Consider the following 19150-nt stretch of genomic DNA (forward strand, 5'->3'; position numbering starts at 1 on the left):
GGCCGACTGCATCGTTCCAGTCGTGCCATCCGGGCGCCTTGTCCCACGATGTGGAACGCGCGTCGAAGGCGGCATGTTACGTCGCGGTACCGTCGACCAATGTTCTCGAAAGTGCTTGTCGCCAACCGTGGCGAGATCGCGATCCGCGCATTCCGTGCCGCCTACGAACTGGGCGCCGGGACGGTCGCGGTGTTCCCTTACGAAGACCGGAACTCCCTGCACCGGTTGAAGGCCGACGAGGCCTATCAGATCGGTGAGGAGGGGCACCCGGTCCGCGCATATCTGTCGGTCGAGAAGATCGTCGAAGCGGCCGTGTCGGCCGGTGCCGACGCGATCTACCCCGGCTACGGGTTCCTCTCCGAGAATCCGGACCTCGCCGCGGCGTGCGCCGAAGCGGGCATCACCTTCGTCGGTCCGTCGGCGGAGATCCTCGAGCTGACGGGCAACAAGGCCCGCGCGATCGCCTCGGCGAAGGCCGCCGGCCTCCCGGTGCTGGCGTCGTCGGAGCCGTCGTCGGACGTCGACGAGCTGGTCGCCGCCTCGGAAACGATGAACTTCCCGGTCTTCGTCAAGGCTGTCGCCGGCGGTGGCGGACGCGGCATGCGCCGGGTCGCCGAGCCCTCCCAACTGCGCGAGGCCATCGAAGCCGCCTCCCGCGAGGCCGACGCGGCCTTCGGTGATCCCACCGTCTTCCTGGAGCAGGCCGTGGTCAACCCGCGGCACATCGAGGTGCAGATCCTCGCCGACAAGCACGGCAACGTCATCCACCTGTACGAGCGCGACTGCTCGGTGCAGCGCCGCCACCAGAAGGTCATCGAGCTCGCCCCCGCCCCGAATCTCGATCCCGAGCTTCGCGACCGCATCTGCGCCGACGCCGTCGCCTTCGCCAAGGAGATCGGCTACCAGTGCGCCGGCACCGTCGAGTTCCTCGTCGACGAACGCGGCAACCACGTGTTCATCGAGATGAACCCGCGTATCCAGGTCGAGCACACGGTCACCGAGGAGATCACCGACGTCGACCTCGTGCAGTCCCAGCTGCGCATCGCCGCAGGCGAGTCGCTCGAGGAACTGGGCCTGTCGCAGGAGGGCATCACCATCCGCGGCGCGGCGCTGCAGTGCCGCATCACCACCGAGGACCCGGCCAACGGGTTCCGTCCGGACACCGGCCGCATCACCGGCTACCGCACTCCGGGCGGTGCCGGTATCCGTCTCGACGGCGGCACCTCGGTCGGCGCGGAGATCTCCGCCCACTTCGACTCGATGCTCGTCAAGCTCACCTGCCGCGGCCGCAACTTCGAGACCGCCGTCGCCCGCGCGCGCCGCGCGGTCGCGGAGTTCCGTATCCGCGGTGTCGCCACGAACATCCCGTTCCTGCAGGCGGTGCTCGACGACGAGGACTTCCGCGGCGGCAACGTCAACACCTCGTTCATCGAGGAGCGCCCGCACCTGCTGACTCTGCGCTCGTCCGCCGACCGCGGCACCAAGATCCTGCGGTACCTCGCCGACGTGACGGTGAACAAGCCGCACGGCGAGCGCACCACCACGGTCTACCCGCACGACAAGCTGCCCGCGATCGACCTGAACGCCGAGCCGCCGGCCGGTTCGCGTCAGCGTCTGCTCGAGCTCGGACCCGAGGGCTTCGCCCGTGCGCTGCGTGACCAGAAGGCGATCGGCGTCACCGACACCACCTTCCGCGACGCCCACCAGTCGCTGCTCGCGACCCGCGTGCGCAGCAAGGACCTGCTGACGGTGGCCGGGCACGTGGCCCGGATGACGCCGCAACTGCTGTCGATCGAGGCATGGGGCGGCGCGACCTACGACGTCGCACTGCGCTTCCTGCACGAGGATCCGTGGGAGCGGCTCGCGGCGCTGCGCGAGGCGATCCCGAACATCAACCTGCAGATGCTGCTGCGCGGACGCAACACCGTCGGCTACACCCCCTACCCGGAGGCCGTCACCCGCGCCTTCGTGCAGGAGGCCACCGACACCGGCATCGACATCTTCCGCATCTTCGACGCGCTGAACAACGTCGACCAGATGCGTCCGGCAATCGACGCGGTGCGCGAGACCGGCACCACCCTCGCCGAGGTCGCGATGTCCTACACCGGCGACCTGTCGAACCCGAACGAGTCGATCTACACGCTCGACTACTACCTGCGTCTGGCCGAGGAGATCGTCGAGGCCGGTGCGCACGTTCTGGCCATCAAGGACATGGCGGGTCTGCTGCGCGCCCCGGCCGCCGCGACGCTCGTGTCGGCGCTGCGGAGCAACTTCGATCTGCCGGTGCACGTGCACACACACGACACCCCGGGCGGTCAGCTCGCCACCTACCTCGCGGCCTGGCACGCCGGTGCCGACGCCGTCGACGGTGCGTCCGCGGCGCTGGCCGGTACGACGAGCCAGCCCGCCCTGTCGGCGATCGTCGCCGCCGCGGCGAACAGCGAGTTCGACACCGGTCTCGACCTGCAGGCCGTGTGCGATCTCGAGCCGTACTGGGAGGCGCTGCGCAAGGTGTACGCACCGTTCGAGTCGGGGCTGCCCGCACCGACCGGCCGCGTCTACACCCACGAGATCCCCGGCGGTCAGCTGTCGAACCTGCGCCAGCAGGCCATCGCGCTGGGCCTCGGCGACCGATTCGAAGAAGTCGAGGCCGCCTACGCCGGCGCCGACCGCCTCCTGGGCCGCCTGATCAAGGTCACGCCGTCGAGCAAGGTCGTCGGCGACCTCGCGCTGCACCTCGTGGGCGCGGGCGTCTCGGTCGACGACTTCGCCGCCGAGCCAGGCAAGTACGACATCCCCGATTCGGTGATCGGCTTCCTGCGCGGCGATCTCGGGACCCCGGCCGGCGGCTGGCCCGAGCCCTTCCGCAGCAAGGCGCTGTCGGGCCGCGTCGAGCCCAAGCCGATCACCCCGCTCGCGCCGGAGGAGGAGAAGGCCCTCGGCGGTTCGTCCGACGAGCGTCGCCGCATGCTCAACCGCCTGCTCTTCCCGGGCCCCGCGAAGGAGTTCGAGCAGCATCGCGAGACCTACGGCGACACCACCGAGCTGTCGGCCAACCAGTTCTTCTACGGTCTGCGGCACGGCGACGAGCACCGGGTGCGCCTGGACAAGGGTGTCGAACTGCTCATCGGCCTCGAGGCGATCTCCGATGCCGACGAGAAGGGTTACCGCACGGTCATGTGCATCCTCAACGGGCAGCTGCGCCCGGTGTCGGTGCGCGACCGCTCGGTGGCCGCGGAGACCCCTGCCGCGGAGAAGGCCGACCGCAACCATCCCGGTCACGTCGCGGCGCCGTTCGCCGGCATGGTCACCCTCGTCGTGTCCGAGGGCGACAGCGTCTCGGCGGGCGACACCGTCGCCACGATCGAGGCCATGAAGATGGAGGCCGCGATCACCGCGCCGCGCGGCGGCCGCATCACGCGCGTCGCGATCGGGCCGGTGCAACAGGTCGAAGGTGGCGACCTGCTCGTCGAGGTGTCCACGGGAGACAGCGCCGAGTGACACGGATCGTCGCCGGCCGGGCAGGGGGGCGGCGCCTGAAGGTGCCGCCCCGCGGAACCCGGCCCACCTCCGAACGGGTGCGCGAAGCCCTGTTCAGTTCGCTCGACGCACGCATGGACATCGACGGGGCCGCCGTCCTCGACCTCTACGCGGGGTCGGGGGCGCTCGGCCTCGAGGCGCTGTCCCGCGGCGCCGAGCACGCGATGCTCGTCGAGTCCGACGCGAAGGCGGCGGGCGTGATCCGCGAGAACATCGCGACGGTCGGACTGTCCGGTGCGGTGCTGCGCACCGCACCGGTATCCGCCGTGCTTGCGGGCACCCCCGACCGCGTCTACGACCTCGTCCTGGCCGACCCGCCCTACGCCGTGACCGAGGAGGCCGTCACCGGCGTGCTCGGGACGCTGGTGTCCGGAGGTTGGGTCGAGGACGGCTCGATCGTCGTGGTCGAACGGTCGTCGCGATCACCGGAAACGGTGTGGCCGCAGGGATTCGAGGTCGGCAGGTCGAAGCGCTACGGCGAGACGAGAGTGGAAATCGCCACCTGCTACGGTGCTGGGTCATGAGCCGCGCGGTCTGCCCAGGATCCTTCGACCCGGTCACCAACGGACACCTCGACGTCATCGGCAGGGTCTCGGCCCAGTTCGACGAGGTCGTCGTGACCGTCACGATCAATCCCAACAAGCAGGGGATGTTCACGATCGACGAACGCCTCGAGATGCTCACCGAGGCCACGTCGCACCTGCCGAACGTCACGGTCGACGCCTGGCAGGGCCTGCTCGTCGACTACGCCCGCGAGCGGGGGATCACCGCGATCGTCAAGGGCCTGCGCGGCGCCAACGATTTCGACTACGAGCTGCAGATGGCGCAGATGAACCACAAGCTCACCGGCGTCGACACGCTGTTCGTCGCCACCAACCCGGTCTACAGCTACCTTTCGAGCTCGCTCGTCAAGGAGGTCGCGACCTACGGTGGCGACGTCTCCGAGATGCTGCCGGGCTCCGTGCACGATCGTCTGCTCACGCGCCTGGCCGAACGGGCCGCCGCGAAATAGACCGGACCCTCCGCACGGCCTGTGACGGCCGTATCCCGACACACCGAGCGCAGGGCACACGAGCGTGCCCTGCGCTGCGGCAGACTGGACGGCGGCGCGGCCGCACCGGTCGTGTCGAGCGAGTGATTGGGGTTGGGCGTGTACCGGGTATTCGAGGCACTCGACGAGCTGGTCGCAATCGTCGAAGAGGCACGTAGCGTTCCGATGACGGCGAGCTGCGTGGTACCGCGCGGCGATGTCCTCGAATTGCTCGACGACGTGCGCGATGCGCTGCCGCCCGAACTCGACGACGCGCAGGACGTCCTCGATCACCGTGACAAGCTGATCAACGACGCGCGGGCTCAGGCCGACAAGACGGTCGGGGACGCCGACGAGGAGGCACGCACCCTCCTCGAGGACGCGCGCGCCGACGCCGACCGCATGCTTGCGGACGCGAAGGCCCAAGCGGACCGGATGGTCAAGGAGGCCCGCGCCCACGCCGAGGAACTGGTGCGCGATGCGCAGGCCGAGGCCGACGATCTCGTCGCCGAGGGCAACAAACAGTACGAGAGCGTGACCGGGCGTGCCCGCGTCGAGGCCGACCGTCTGGTCGAGTCCGGGCAGGCGTCCTACGAGCGTTCCGTGGCCGAGGGCGAGGCCGAGAAGGCACGTCTGGTGTCGCAGACCGAGGTCGTGCAGGCCGCACACGCCGAGTCGGCGCGTGTCATCGATTCGGCCCACGCCGAGTCCGACCGTCTCCGGACGGAGTGCGACGAGTACATCGACGGCAAGCTGGGAGAGTTCGAGGAACTGCTCGGCACCACGCTGCGGTCCGTCGGTCGCGGCCGGCAGCAGCTGCGGCTGTCGGGTGCTCCCGACTTCGCGGAGGCCGACCACCGGGCGAGCCGTCGCCGCTGACCCGCGGGATTTTCGCTCCTGCCGCCCATCGCGTATCATGGAGCGGTTGCCCTATCACGACCGAGTCGTGTCCTGCGTCGTCCGAAGAAGGTGAGTTCCCCGTGTCCACCCGTGATTCCAGCACGTCCCGTTCCGGCCGGGACTCGGGGCTGGTGTTCGACACGCTCTCCCTGGGCCGCCGGCCCGGTTCGATGCGTACGGTCGAGCGGAAGGTGCCGTCACCCTCGCGCATCGGGCTCGATCTGATCGCGATCGAGGAAGGCTCCGAGATCGATCTCGATCTCCGCCTGGAGTCGGTGTCCGAGGGCGTCCTGGTCACCGGTAGTGTTCGTGTCGACGCCCTCGGCGAGTGCTCTCGATGCCTCGAGTCGTTCACCGAGCCGGTGGACGTGTACCTCACCGAGCTGTTCGCCTACCCGAACAGCGTCACTGAGCAGACCACCGAGGACGACGAGGTGTACCGCGTCGAGAACGATCTGATCGATCTCGAACCGGTCCTCGTGAACGCGGTTGGTCTGGAACTTCCGCTGCAGCCGTTGTGTAGTGACGACTGTGCGGGATTGTGCCCCGAATGCGGCATTCGCCTGGCGATTGCAGAATCCGGGCACCGTCATGAGACAATGGATCCTCGCTGGGCTGGGTTGGCAGCCAAGTTCGGCGCGGGCTCCGAAGAACCCAGCAGTCAAATCGACAGCTCGAACAACGAGGAGAAGTAGACGTGGCCGTCCCCAAGCGCAGAATGTCGCGTTCCAACACCCGGTCGCGGCGCAGCCAGTGGAACACCACTGCGCCGACGCTCGTCACCTGCCCGAACCGGGGTTGCGGAGAGAAGAAGCTGCCCCACGTGGCGTGCCCGTCGTGCGGTACCTACAACGGCCGTCAGGTGACCGCGCCCGTCTAATCGGTATTCACGTGACGAGCAAGTCCTCCGAAACAGCTACCGAGGGCGGCGAAGAGAGCCACGAGTCTCTCCTCGCCGCCCTCGGCGTGCCTCTGGACGCAGAACTCCTGTCCTTGGCGCTCACCCACCGCTCGTACGCCTACGAGAACGGCGGATTGCCCACCAACGAACGTCTCGAGTTCCTCGGCGATGCCGTCCTCGGGCTCGCGGTGACCGAAAAGCTCTACCTCACCCACCCGGACAAGTCCGAGGGCGAACTCGCCAAGATCCGCGCGAGCGTTGTCAACATGCACGCGCTCGCCGAGGTGGCGCGCGGCCTCGGAGAAGGCGGGCTCGGAGTGCATCTCCTGCTCGGCAAGGGCGAGGAACTGACGGGCGGACGCGACAAGGCCAGCATCCTGGCCGACGGAATGGAATCGCTCCTCGGCGCCGTCCATCTCGCGCACGGAATCGACGTCGCGCGCGAAGTGGTTCTGCGCCTGTTCGCCGCACTGCTCGAACGCGGCCCGCGCCTAGGTGCCGGTCTGGACTGGAAGACGAGTCTGCAGGAACTCACCGCCGAGCGCGGTCTCGGTGTTCCCGCCTACGAGATCACCGCCACCGGTCCGGATCACGACAAGGAATTCACCGCCACCGCCCTCATCGGTGGCAATCCCTACGGCACCGGTGTCGGACGCACCAAGAAGGAAGCCGAGCAGAAGGCCGCGTCGGCCGCATGGAACGCGCTGACCGAGGGCACTGCTGCCGAGACCGGTGATGCCGGGGCTCCCGACCAGCAGTCCGGATCCGCCGACACGCCCACCGAGGACAACTGACCGCAGGTGCCCGAACTTCCCGAGGTCGAGGTGGTCCGTCGCGGACTCGACGCGCACGTCGTCGGCGCGACGGTGGACTCGGTGCAGGTGCTGCATCCGCGTGCCGTCCGACGGCACGAGCCCGGCCCGCGCGATCTCGCACTGCAGGTGACCGGTCAGAAGGTCGCTTCGGTCGAGCGCCGCGGCAAGTACATGTGGCTCGTGCTCGAACCGGCCGATCTAGCTCTCGTGGTGCATCTGGGGATGAGCGGGCAGATGCTCGTGCAGCCTCCGACCGTGCCGGACGAGAAGCATCTGCGTATCCGCGCCGTCCTCGACAACGGTGCCGATCTGCGTTTCGTCGACCAGCGCACCTTCGGAGGCTGGGCCCTGGCCCCGCTCGTGGAGGTGGACGGTGATCGTCTGCCGCTGCCGGTCGCGCACATCGCCCGCGACCCGATGGATCCCCGGTTCGACCCGGATGCGGTCGTGGCCGTGCTGCGCACCAAGCACACCGAGATCAAGCGTGCGCTGCTCGACCAGACCGTCGTCTCCGGCATCGGCAACATCTACGCCGACGAAGCGCTGTGGCGCGCAAGGATTCACGGCAACCGGCCCACCGACGCGCTGTCGCGTCCGAAGCTCCGGTCGGCTCTCGATGCGGCCACCGAGGTGATGGCGGAGGCCCTCGGGCAGGGTGGTACGTCGTTCGACGCCCTGTACGTCAACGTCAACGGGGAGTCCGGCTACTTCGAGCGTTCCCTGAACGTCTACGGACGCGAGAACGAGCCGTGCCGACGCTGCGGCGCGCCGATCCGCCGCGAGAAGTTCATGAACCGCTCGTCGTACAGCTGCCCGAAGTGTCAGCCACGACCGCGAACGACCCGGTAGCGCACGCGCATACCGGGCCGTTCGGAAAGGTGGTGGTTCAGATGTCGAAGAAGACCGTCTCGGCGCCACCGTCCGGAGTGTCCTGCAGCCGGATGTCGATCGTGTAGACGGTGCGTCCGTCGCGCTCGGAACGCGACGCGATCAGGGTGTTGCGCCGCACCTCCCATTCGATGCCCTTCAGGACGGGATCCTCGGCGTTGAGCCCGGCCTCGTCCTCGAAGTAGACCCGCGTGTGCAGCCCGAGGTTGATGCCGCGCGCGAAGATCACCAGCAGGATGTGGGGTGCCGAGACGGAGCCGTCGGGGTTGGTGACGGCCCCGGGCTTGATCGTCTCGATCGTGAACACGCCCGTCTCGAAGTCGCCGCCGGTGCGTCCCCAGCCGCGGAAGTTCGGATCGAGATCCTTGTCCTGTGCGTCGTCCGGATGTGCGTACCGGCCGTGCGCGTTCGCCTGCCAGCTCTCGAGCAGGGCGTCGCGCACCGGGGTGCCGGTGCCGTCGATGACGCGGCCCTCCAACACGATTCGCTCGCCCTCGGTCTCGTCGGTGACGAGGACGTTGCCGAAGTTGTTGTCGAAGATGTCGAAGCCGGCCTGCTGCGGCGCGAGCCCGATGTGGACGTACGGGCCGCCGGTCTGCGAGGGCGTTTCCGGGAAACGCGTGACCATTGCGCGGGGGAGCAGCGGGGGCACGGGCCGGTAGGGATCGGTGGGCAGGCTCATCGCGGGGCTCCCGGGAGGTCGGTGTTCTCGAAGAAGGTGGCGCGGCGACCGCGCAGGGTGATGTCCCAGCGGTAGGCGCGGGCGTCGAACGGCGCGTTGGAGGCGGGGTCCTCCTGGGCGATCAGGCTGCGGAGCTGATCCACGGTCGGGATCGTCCGCGCGATCGGGCACTTCTCGATGAGCGGGTCGCCCTCGAAGTACAGCTGGGTGATCAGGCGCTGCGCCCACCCACGGCCGAGGATCGACACGTGGATGTGCGCCGGGCGCCAGGCGTTGCGGCTGTTGCCCCACGGATATGCGCCGGGTTTGATCGTCCGGAACTGGTAGTAGCCGTTCGCGTCCGTGAGCATCCGCCCGCAACCGCCGAAGTTCGGATCGATGGGAGCGAGATAGGTGTCCTTCTTGTGGCGGTACCGGCCACCGGCGTTGGCCTGCCACACCTCGACGAGTGCGCCCTCGACCGGATTGCCGAACTCGTCCTTGACGAAGCCGTGGACGATGATGCGCTCACCGATCGGCAGGCCGTCCTTCGAGAAGTTCAGGATCAGGTCGTTGTCGAGGGCGCCGAGCTCGTCGCTGCGGAAGACGGGTCCGGTGATCTCCGACAGGGTCGGCTTCGGCGTGATGAGCGCGTTGCGCGGTGCGCGCAGCACCGACGTGCGGTAGCCGGGGGTGAGCGCGGGTGGGTGCAGTGTGTGGTCGCGCTCGACGTATTCGCCGGTGGACATGCGATCTCCGATCTCTGAGCTGTGGACACAACCATAAGGTGAATAAAAACTCATGTAAATTGACAAAAAGGCAGTTGATTCATAACTTTCAGTAATGCAATCCGCGTTCGGTCCGTCCTCGTCCGTCCCGGAGCAGGTGCGACGCATCCGCCTCCGGCACCTGAGATGTTTCGTCACCGTCGCGCGCGAGGGGCAGGTCGGTCGGGCCGCCGAGCTGTTGCAGCTGAGTCAGCCGGCCGTCACGAAGACACTCAACGAGCTCGAGGTGCTCGCCGGAGCGAAACTCCTCGACCGCGGCCGACACGGTGCGCGCCTCACCGCGGCGGGTCACCGCTTCCTGCGATACGCGCAGGACGTCACCACCTCACTGGACGCAGCTGTGGCCGCACTGGCGGGAGCGGCCGAACCTGCCCGCGAGCCGCTGCGGATCGGGGCCCTACCCACCGTGGCCGGGTACGTACTCCCCGAAGCTCTGGCGGAGCTGCGCCGCGTGCGCGCCGATCTGGACATCCGGATCCGCACCGACCCCAATGCCGTCCTGCTGTCGGCGCTCGCCGCCGGTGCCCTCGACGTCGTCCTCGGGCGCATGGCCGAACCGTCCCGGATGGTGGGGCTGTCGTTCGAGCTCCTGTACGCCGAGACGCTGATCCTCGTCGTCCGGCCCGGCCACCCCCTCGCCGGGCGTTCCGTCTCCGTCGCCGACACGCTCGAACACCCCCTGGTGGTCGCGACCAGCGGAACCGTACCGCGCCACGCGACCGAGGCATTGTTCGAACGTCACGGCCTGCGACTGCCGGTCGGGCTGATCGAGACACTCGACCTCGCCGTGGCACGCGGGGTGGTGCGGCGCAGCGACGCCGTGTGGATCACCACCGAACGCGCGGCCCGGGACGACCTCGCCGACGGCGTGGTCCGGCGCCTGGACGTACCCACCGCGGGCACCGTCGAACCGGTCGGAGTGCTGCGACGCAGTGCCGACGCGTCGTCCGCCGAGGTCGAGGACTTCGTGACCATCCTGCGCGACATCCCGGTCGACGGGACATGGCAGGATTTCCTCCATGGCTGACCAGACTTCCGACCTTCCCACCACCGAGCTGTGGGTCGAGCGCACCGGCACGCGCCGTTACACCGGACGCAGCTCCCGCGGCGCCGAGGTGCTCATCGGCTCGGAGAGCGTCGAGGGCGTCTTCACCCCGGGCGAGCTGCTCAAGATCGCGCTCGCCGCGTGCTCCGGCATGGCTTCGGACTTCCCGCTGTCCCGCCGGCTCGGCGACGACTACGACGCGACGATCCGCGTCTCCGGTGCCGCCGACCGCGAGAACGAGGTCTACCCGCACCTCGAGGAGGAGATGGTCCTCGACCTGTCGGAGCTCGACGCAGACGCACGGGACCGCCTCATCGCCCTCGTCGAACGCTCCGTCGACAAGGTGTGCACGGTGGGTCGCACGCTCGAGGCGGGCACCGAGGTCTCGCTGACGATCACCCCTGAGGACTGATCGATGAGCGCCCCCGCAGACGTCGAACGGCTCACGGCGTGGGTGCACGGCCGCGTCCAGGGGGTCGGTTTCCGCTGGTTCACGCGTGCCCGCGCACTCGAACTCGGTCTCGTCGGGCACGCGACGAATCATCCCGACGGTCGCGTCATGGTCGTGGCCGAGGGCCCCCGGCCGGCACTCGAACAGCTCCTCGCGTGGCTGCGGTCCGACGACACCCCCGGTGAGGTGCGGCTCGTCGTCGACTCGTGGGATCCCGCGCGCGGCGACCTCGACGGTTTCGTCGAACGTTGACGTCCGTCCTGTTTGTCCGTTCGGCTTGGTATCCTGTCGCGATCGGGTGCACGCGGCCGGGGGTCGCGGTCGGCGAGGGGGAGACATATGGGCAGGCGTGCACGTTCGACGATGGTGGCGGCAGCAGCCGCCGCTGTGGCAGTGGCACCCCTGGCCGCAGCACCGGCGGCGGCCGGTCCCGCTGCCACAGCACCGGCGGCGGCCGGTCCGGCTGCCTGCGCACCGCGGTCCGTCACGACGGTCGCGTCGGGGCTCGGTGTCCTCGAGAACCTTGCGTTCGACGAGCGGGGCAGTCTGCTCGTCTCGGACACCTCCTTCGTCGGCCCCGGAGCGCTGCGCCGGATCACTCCCGACGGCAGCGTGACCACCGTGCTGTCCGAGGTGACCGGTCCGGGCGGCATCGTCGTCGACGTTCCCACCGTGTACCTGAACGTGGGCAACACGACCGTCTCGGGGCTGGCCGGGATCGCCGACGGCACGATCGACACGCTCGACCTCGATACGGGTGAACGCGGCACCCACGGCACCGGGCTGGTCATGCCCAACGGCCTCGGCCGGCTGTCGGACGGATCGATGCTCACCTCACGCGATCTCGGCGAGGTCGGACTCACCCTCGTGCCCGCCGGCGGTGGCGAGGCCCGCGTCGTCCGTACCGATCTCGGATCCGTCAACGGCATCGCCGTCGACGGCGACACCGTCTACACCGTGACGACCTTCGAGAACGTCAACCGGCTCCACATCCTCGACGCACGCGACCTCGAAGGACCCGTGCGCAGCATCGACCTGCCCGGGCCGGGGCTGCTCTCTATGCCCGACGACCTCACGATCGGTCCCGACGGCGCGCTGTACATCGCGCTCAACCTCGCCGGCGCGGTCCTGCGGGTCGATCCGGCGACCGGGCACAGCTGCCGCATCGCCGAGGGCATCCCGCTGATGTCCTCGCTCGCCTTCGGTTCGGGACCGGGCTGGGACCCGAACGTCCTGTACACGACCGGTTTCGACGGGACGGTCCGCGCGGTGCACCCGGCCTAGGAAAGCAGTCACAACCCGCCGGTAGAGTTCTCACCCATGTACCTCAAGAGTCTGACGTTGAAGGGCTTCAAGTCCTTCGCCTCGTCGACGACTCTCCGTTTCGAACCGGGTATCACCTGTGTGGTGGGCCCCAACGGGTCCGGCAAGTCGAACGTCGTCGACGCACTCACCTGGGTGATGGGGGAGCAGGGCGCCAAGGCCCTGCGCGGCGGCAAGATGCAGGACGTCATCTTCGCCGGAACCGCCGGCCGCCCGCCGCTCGGACGCGCCGAGGTCACGCTCACCATCGACAACTCCGACGGTGCGCTGCCCATCGAGTACTCCGAGGTGTCCGTCACTCGCCGCATGTTCCGCGACGGCGCGGGCGAGTACGAGATCAACGGCAGTTCCTGCCGTCTCATGGACGTACAGGAACTGTTGTCCGACTCCGGTATCGGCCGCGAGATGCACGTCATCGTCGGTCAGGGCCGCCTCGCCGCGATCCTCGAATCCCGCCCGGAGGACCGACGCGCCTTCATCGAGGAGGCCGCCGGCGTCCTCAAGCACCGCAAGCGCAAGGAAAAGGCGCTGCGCAAGCTCGACTCGATGCAGGCCAACCTCGCGCGCCTCACCGACCTCACCGCCGAGCTGCGCCGCCAGCTCAAACCGCTCGGCCGGCAGGCCGAGGTCGCGCGTCGCGCCCAGACCATCCAGGCCGACCTGCGCGACGCGCGGTTACGTCTGGCCGCCGACGACCTCGTCACGCGCCGCGCCGAACTCGCCGGGCACGACGAGCAGGAAAAGATGGTCCGGGAGCGGCTCGACACCGTGCTCGCGGCCTTCGACGACGCTAACGCCGAACTCGCCCGCCACGAACAGGCCCTCGCGCAGCTCACTCCCGGTGCCGAAGCGGCGTCGCAGACCTGGTTCCGCCTGTCCGCCCTCGCCGAGCGCGTCTCGGCGACCGTGCGGGTCGCGCAGGAACGCGCCCGGCACCTGCACGCCGAACCCGAGGACCGTTCCGGTCAGGATCCCGACGAGATGGAAGCCCGTGCCGACCGGATCGCCGCCGAGGAAGCGGAACTGGTCGAGGCCGTCGAGATCGCGCACGGAGCCCTCGAGGCGGCCCGCGAGCAGCTCGCCGCGCAGGAGGAGGCCGCAGCGGCCGCCGAACGCGCACATCTGGCCGCGGTGCGTGCCGTCGCCGACCGGCGCGAGGGCCTCGCGCGTCTCGCAGGCCAGGTCGAGACGATGCGCACCCGCGCCGAATCGATCGACGCGGAGATCGCACGCCTGACCGTCGCCATCGAGGATGCCCGGCTCCGCGGCGTCGCCGCACAGGCCGAGTTCGAGACCGCTCAGGCACGCATCGACGATCTCGACGCCGGTGAGATCGACGCCGACGCGCAGCACGAACGAGCGCTGGAAGCACAGCGGCTCGCCGACGAGCGGGTCACCGAACTCCAGGAGGCAGAACGCGCCGCGGGCAAGGTGGTCGCCTCGCTCGGCGCCCGTATCGAAGCCCTGTCGATGGGACTCGAACGCACCGACGGCGCGGCCTGGCTGATCGACACGCGTTCCGGCGACGGACTCGTGGGGCGCCTCGCCGACCGGCTCCGGGTGTCCCCGGGATACGAGGCCGCCGTCGCAGCTGCCTTCGGCGCCGCGGCCGACGCCCTCGAGGTGGAGTCGGCCGACGCCGCGATCTCGGCGGTCGCAGCGCTCGCCGAAGCCGACCAGGGCCGGGTGGCATTCGTCCTGCCCGGCACTGCCGGTCCCACCGACACCGGCGACCTGCCGTCCGGTGCCCGATGGCTCCGCGAGGTCGTCGAGTGCCCTGCCGACCTGCGCGGAGGCGTCGACGGCCTGCTGGCCCGCACCGTCGTGGTCGACGACCTGCCCACTGCGCTCGGGGTCTGCGCTGCCCGGCCCGATCTGCGCGCCGTGACACGCGGAGGAGACCTCGCCGGCGCGGGCTGGGTGGTCGGCGGCTCGCACCGCGCCCCGAGCACCCTCGAGATCCAGGCGGCGATCGACACCTCCCATGCCGGCCTCGAACAGGCCGAACGTCGCTCCGAGGAACTGGCCGCAGCCCTCGCGGGCGCACTCGCGGAACAGGCTGAACGCGCCGAACACGTCGAACAGACTCTCGCCGCGCTCAACGAGTCCGACGCGGCGATGTCGGCCGTCTACGAACAACTCGGTCGGCTCGGCCAGGCGGCACGCACCGCTCACGCCGAATCCGGACGCCTCGCAGCCCAACGCACGGAGGCAGAGAAGGAACGCGACGCGGCACGGGAGAAGCTGGTCGAGCTCGAGGAGCGACTGCGCCTGGCCGAGGACGACTCGGCCGGAAGTAGCGACGGTGCGGGCACCGATCACACCGCCGCCGAGCGGGAGATGGCCGCGACCGCCCTCGCCGAGGTCCGGGCCGTCGAGATCGAGGCGCGACTCGCGGCACGCACGGCCGAGGAACGTGCCGAAGCGCTTCGGGGCAAAGCGGATTCGCTCCGCCGCGCCGCGCAGGCCGAGCGCGAGGCCCGCGCTCGTGCCGAACGTGCCCGCGTCGCGCGTCGTCAGGCGGCGGCCGTCGCCGCGGCGGTGGCCGAATCAGGGCAGCGACTCGCCGAACAACTCGAGGTGGCCGTAGCGACGGCACTCGCACAGCGCGACGACCTGAACCGGCGCCGCGCCGAATGCGCCGAGCAACTCGAACGGGCCCGCGAACTCGTCCGCGAACTGTCCGTGCAGCGCGACCAGCTCACCGACGCGGTGCATCGCGACGAAGTGGCCCGGGCGCAGGCCTCGCTCCGGATCGAGCAACTCGAACAGACCATCCTCGAGCAGCACGGCATCGCCCTCGACGACCTCGTGGCCGAGTACGGCCCCGACGTGCCGCTGCCGCCGACGCCGCTGGAGATGGCCGAGTACGAGCAGGCCCGCGAACGCGGCGAACAGGTCGTCGCTCCCCAACCGATGCCCTACGACCGGGTCACCCAGGAGCGGCGGGCCAAGCGCGCCGAGAAGGATCTCGCGACGCTCGGACGCGTCAACCCGCTCGCACTGGAGGAGTTCGCGGCGCTCGAGGAGCGGTACAACTTCCTGTCTACCCAGCTCGAGGACGTCAAGAGCGCCCGCAAGGACCTGCTCGCTGTCGTCGAGGAGGTCGACGCGCGAATCCTGCAGGTGTTCACCGAGGCGTACGCCGACGTCGAGCGCGAGTTCGAACAGGTCTTCGCGAAGTTGTTCCCCGGCGGTGAGGGGCGGCTCGTGCTCACCGACCCGAGCGACATGCTCACCACCGGCATCGAGGTCGAGGCCCGCCCGCCGGGCAAGAAGGTCAAGCGCCTGTCGCTGCTGTCGGGCGGCGAGAAGTCCCTGACCGCGGTGGCGATGCTGGTCGCGATCTTCCGGGCCCGTCCGTCGCCCTTTTACGTGATGGACGAGGTCGAGGCCGCGCTCGACGACACCAACCTGCGACGGTTGATCGGGCTGTTCGAGCAGCTGCGCGAGAAGTCCCAACTCATCGTCATCACCCACCAGAAGCCGACGATGGAGGTCGCCGACGCGCTGTACGGCGTGAGCATGCGGGGCGACGGCATCACCCGGGTCATCTCGCAGCGACTGCGCGGACGCGAGATCGCGACACCGGTCCCCGAACCGGAGGAAGAGCTCCAGGCCTGACAGTATGGGTGCGTGAGTACCGGAGCCTGGATAGTCATCGCCGCCGCGCTGGCGGTCGTTCTCGTCGCGCTCGTCGTCGGTCTGACCCTCTACCGGCGGCGGCAGGTGTCGCTGAAGGCGCCCGAGACCCCGCAGCTCGATTCCGCCGAGACAAAGGACCGCTCGGGCGGTTACAAGGCGCAGAGCGGATTCAGTTTCTCGCAGGGCACGGCCGCGCCACCGGCGCCGGCCCCCCGACCTGCGCCGAAACCGGCACCGAAGCCTGCGGTGAAGCCGGAGCCGGCGCCCCGCACGGTGCCGTTGCCGGAGGAGATCACCGAAGCTCCGCCGAGCGCACCCGCACCCGCCGAGCGGAAGGCGGAACCTGCGCCCGCGCCGAAGGCGGAACCGAAGCCCGAGCCGAAGGCGGAACCGAAGCCCGAGCCGAAGGTCGAACCGAAGCCTGAGCCGAAGGTCGAGCCCAAGCCCGAGCCGGAGCCTGCGGAGCCGAAGCCTGCCGAACCGGAGCCGGTCGAGCCCGAGGTCGCCCCGGAGCCGGAGCGTCCCGCTCCGGAGCCCGTCGAGCCCGAGGTCGAGCCCGCCCCGGCGACAGAGACCGTTGCCGAACCCGAGGTCACCGAACCCGAGGTCGTCGAACCGGAAATCGTCGAACCGGCCGGACCGGCCGCTGTTCCTCCGGCAGCCCCGATCGAGGAGATCGAACCCACCGCAGGTCGCCTTGTCCGCCTGCGCGGCCGTCTGGCCCGCTCGCAGTCGGCGGTCGGCAAGAGCCTGCTCGGCCTGCTCGGTGGTGGCGATCTCGACGAGGACTCCTGGGAGGAGATCGAGGACACGCTGCTCGTGGCCGACCTCGGTGCCGCGACGACCACCAAGATCGTCGACCGTCTGCGTGAGGAGATGGTCGTGAACAACGTGCGCAGCGAGGCCGACGCCCGCGCCGTGCTGCGCAGCGTGCTTGTCGATGAGCTCCGCCCCGAGCTCGACCGCTCCATCCGGGCCCTCCCGCACGAGGACCATCCCGCGGTGCTGCTCGTCGTCGGTGTCAACGGCACCGGAAAGACCACGACGACCGGCAAGCTCGCCCGCGTGCTCGTCGCGGACGGACGCCGGGTGCTGCTCGGTGCCGCCGACACATTCCGTGCCGCGGCCGCCGACCAGCTGCAGACCTGGGCCGAACGCGTCGGCGCCGAGGTCGTCCGCGGCAAGGAGGCCGCCGATCCGGCCGCGGTGGCGTTCGATGCCGTCGCGAGGGGCATCGACAACGGTGTCGACGCGGTCCTCGTCGACACCGCCGGCCGCCTGCACACCAAGACCGGCCTGATGGACGAGCTCGGCAAGGTCAAGCGCGTCGTGGAGAAGAAGGCCGCCGTCGACGAGGTTCTGCTCGTCCTCGACGCGACGATCGGCCAGAACGGTCTGATGCAGGCCCGCGTGTTCGCCGAGGTCGTCGACATCACCGGTGTGGTGCTCACCAAGCTCGACGGAACCGCCAAGGGCGGCATCGTCTTCCAGGTGCAGCACGAACTCGGCGTCCCGGTGAAGCTGGTGGGTCTCGGTGAGGGCGCCGACGATCTCGCCCCCTTCGAACCGGAAGCCTTCGTGGACGCCCTGTTGGGCTGATCCGCACCGCGTCCGTTGTTCCGGCCGCTGTCCGCTCATGCGGGCAGCGGCCGGTTCCGTAGGTGGGGATGCGGTGTCCGAAAAGTGTGAAACAAGGATGAAACAAGGTCGGTTCCTGCGTTCACGCCCACGAAACAGCGCGGCGCCTCCACGGAAACATCCGGGCAGCAAGCTTTCCCTCGACAACGCGCCGCTCGGCGCGGCCTACAGGGAGGTTGCAAGTGGAGGAAGTGGTGAACACCGGCGACGCAGCGTGGATGCTGATAGCAGCGTCGCTCGTGCTTCTGATGACCCCGGGCCTGGCGTTCTTCTACGGCGGGATGTCCCGTTCCAAGTCCGTGCTCAACATGATGATGATGTCCTTCGGCGCGATGGCCGTGATCGGGGTCATCTACGTCCTGTGGGGCTGGTCGATGTCCTACGGCAACGAGAGCGTACTCGGGATCTTCGCGAACCCCTTCGAGCAGTTCGGTCTGCAGGGAGCCATGTACGGCGAGGATGGTGAGTTCCTTGCAAGTGGTTCGGGCAACTACCCGCAGATCATCGACATCGGTTTCCAGGTGACCTTCGCGATCATCACCACCGCCCTGATCAGCGGTGCACTGGCCGAGCGCGTGAAGTTCGGTACGTGGATGGCGTTCGCGGCCATCTGGGTCACCTGCGCCTACTTCCCGCTCGCCCACATGGTGTGGGGTGGTGGCCTGCTCTCGGGCTCCGAGGACAGCATCGCAGCGGCCATGTTCGGCACCGTCGAGGACGGCGGAGAGGTCAGCGCCGCGGTGGAGCCGATCGACTTCGCCGGTGGCACGGTCGTGCACATCAACGCCGGTATCGCCGCTCTCGTCCTGGCCGTCGTCATCGGCAAGCGTGCCGGCTTCGGTCGCACCGCCTTCCGTCCGCACAACCTGCCGTTCGTCATGCTCGGTGCCGCGCTGCTGTGGTTCGGATGGTTCGGCTTCAACGCCGGTTCGGCCTTCGCCGCCGACGGTACTGCCGGCCTGGCCTGGGTCAACACCACCACCGCCACCGCCGCCGCCATCCTCGGCTGGCTCCTCACCGAGCGCATCCGTGACGGCAAGGCCACCAGTCTCGGTGCCGCGTCCGGTACCGTCGCCGGCCTGGTCGCCATCACCCCCGCTGCCGGCTCGCTGAGCCCGGTCGGATCGATCGCCCTCGGCGTCATCGCCGGTGTCCTGTCCGCCCTCGCGGTGGGTCTGAAGTACAAGTTCGGTTACGACGACTCGCTCGACGTCGTGGGTGTCCACCTCGTGTCCGGCCTGTGGGGCACGGTCGCCATCGGCTTCCTCGGCACCGAGACCGGATTGTTCTACGGTGGCGATTACAAGCAGCTCGTCATCCAGATCGTCATCGCAGTCGTCGCCCTGGTGTTCACCGCCGTCGTCACCGCAGTGATCGCCTTCGCACTCAAGCCCATGGGCTGGCGTGTGAGCGACGAGGAAGAGGCCCGCGGTATCGACGAAGCCGAACATGCGGAATCCGCATACGACTTCGCGCCGGCTCTCAAGTGATAAGAAGACCACGACAGTGAGCAGGGATGACAGCG

The 19150-nt window shown here is 69.2% G+C and carries 17 protein-coding genes; 15 read left to right on the top strand and 2 right to left on the bottom strand.

Translation table 11 applies throughout. From position 1 onward, the window contains the following. Positions 1-99: 99 nt before the first annotated feature. The 8 genes from BO226_RS05580 (at position 100) to mutM (ending at position 8035) form a co-directional block, all read left to right on the top strand. Complete coding sequence (locus tag BO226_RS05580; RefSeq protein ID WP_071934777.1) at positions 100-3501, top strand: pyruvate carboxylase; 3402 nt, start codon at positions 100-102, stop codon at positions 3499-3501. Beyond that, a complete protein-coding gene (gene rsmD / locus BO226_RS05585; protein ID WP_006551204.1) occupies positions 3498-4064 on the top strand; it encodes a 16S rRNA (guanine(966)-N(2))-methyltransferase RsmD in 567 nt (188 codons plus the stop codon). Before BO226_RS05580 ends, rsmD begins: the two co-directional genes overlap by 4 nt. Next, positions 4061-4552: a pantetheine-phosphate adenylyltransferase gene (gene coaD, locus BO226_RS05590; RefSeq protein WP_006551205.1), complete on the top strand. Its 492-nt coding sequence runs from the start codon at positions 4061-4063 to the stop codon at positions 4550-4552. Before rsmD ends, coaD begins: the two co-directional genes overlap by 4 nt. A gap of 138 nt (positions 4553-4690) precedes the next feature. After that, a complete protein-coding gene (locus tag BO226_RS05595) occupies positions 4691-5449 on the top strand; it encodes a DivIVA domain-containing protein (RefSeq protein WP_006551206.1) in 759 nt (252 codons plus the stop codon). A gap of 101 nt (positions 5450-5550) precedes the next feature. After that, the gene (locus tag BO226_RS05600) at positions 5551-6165 is read left to right on the top strand and encodes a YceD family protein (RefSeq protein WP_006551207.1); all 615 of its coding nucleotides are present in this window, start codon (positions 5551-5553) and stop codon (positions 6163-6165) included. A 2-nt stretch (positions 6166-6167) separates the two neighbouring features. Further along, positions 6168-6350 (top strand): 50S ribosomal protein L32, encoded by a 183-nt coding sequence (gene rpmF / locus BO226_RS05605; RefSeq protein ID WP_006551208.1) that lies wholly within the window; start codon positions 6168-6170, stop codon positions 6348-6350. Positions 6351-6361: 11 nt separating this feature from the next. Next, positions 6362-7165 (top strand): ribonuclease III, encoded by an 804-nt coding sequence (gene rnc / locus BO226_RS05610; protein WP_071934778.1) that lies wholly within the window; start codon positions 6362-6364, stop codon positions 7163-7165. Between the two features lie 6 nt (positions 7166-7171). Continuing rightward, positions 7172-8035: a bifunctional DNA-formamidopyrimidine glycosylase/DNA-(apurinic or apyrimidinic site) lyase gene (mutM, locus tag BO226_RS05615; RefSeq protein WP_006551210.1), complete on the top strand. Its 864-nt coding sequence runs from the start codon at positions 7172-7174 to the stop codon at positions 8033-8035. 37 nt (positions 8036-8072) lie between these two features. Here the strand turns inward: mutM and pcaG are convergent, their stop codons facing one another. After that, positions 8073-8756, bottom strand: coding sequence for a protocatechuate 3,4-dioxygenase subunit alpha (pcaG, locus tag BO226_RS05620; RefSeq protein WP_006551211.1), 684 nt, complete (start codon positions 8754-8756; stop codon positions 8073-8075). Then, entirely contained in the window at positions 8753-9484 is a 732-nt protein-coding gene (gene pcaH / locus BO226_RS05625) for a protocatechuate 3,4-dioxygenase subunit beta (protein WP_006551212.1), read from the bottom strand. The genes pcaG and pcaH overlap by 4 nt, the downstream gene beginning before the upstream one ends. Positions 9485-9578: 94 nt before the next feature. Here pcaH and BO226_RS05630 point away from each other — a divergent pair, with 94 nt between their 5' ends. From BO226_RS05630 to BO226_RS05660, 7 genes are all read left to right on the top strand, one after another. Next, entirely contained in the window at positions 9579-10550 is a 972-nt protein-coding gene (locus BO226_RS05630; RefSeq protein WP_064256374.1) for a LysR substrate-binding domain-containing protein, read from the top strand. After that, entirely contained in the window at positions 10543-10980 is a 438-nt protein-coding gene (locus BO226_RS05635; protein ID WP_006551214.1) for an OsmC family protein, read from the top strand. The genes BO226_RS05630 and BO226_RS05635 overlap by 8 nt, the downstream gene beginning before the upstream one ends. Positions 10981-10983: 3 nt before the next feature. After that, a complete protein-coding gene (locus tag BO226_RS05640) occupies positions 10984-11271 on the top strand; it encodes an acylphosphatase (protein ID WP_024100619.1) in 288 nt (95 codons plus the stop codon). Between the two features lie 87 nt (positions 11272-11358). Next, positions 11359-12303 (top strand): SMP-30/gluconolactonase/LRE family protein, encoded by a 945-nt coding sequence (locus BO226_RS05645; protein ID WP_024100620.1) that lies wholly within the window; start codon positions 11359-11361, stop codon positions 12301-12303. Between the two features lie 36 nt (positions 12304-12339). Further along, positions 12340-15966, top strand: coding sequence for a chromosome segregation protein SMC (gene smc / locus BO226_RS05650; protein WP_071934779.1), 3627 nt, complete (start codon positions 12340-12342; stop codon positions 15964-15966). A gap of 12 nt (positions 15967-15978) precedes the next feature. Beyond that, positions 15979-17586 (top strand): signal recognition particle-docking protein FtsY, encoded by a 1608-nt coding sequence (gene ftsY / locus BO226_RS05655; protein WP_071934780.1) that lies wholly within the window; start codon positions 15979-15981, stop codon positions 17584-17586. Between the two features lie 221 nt (positions 17587-17807). Further along, entirely contained in the window at positions 17808-19115 is a 1308-nt protein-coding gene (locus tag BO226_RS05660; RefSeq protein WP_006551219.1) for an ammonium transporter, read from the top strand. Positions 19116-19150: the final 35 nt, after the last annotated feature.

Source organism: Rhodococcus sp. 2G (genome assembly GCF_001886355.1).
Taxonomy (GTDB): domain Bacteria; phylum Actinomycetota; class Actinomycetes; order Mycobacteriales; family Mycobacteriaceae; genus Rhodococcus; species Rhodococcus pyridinivorans.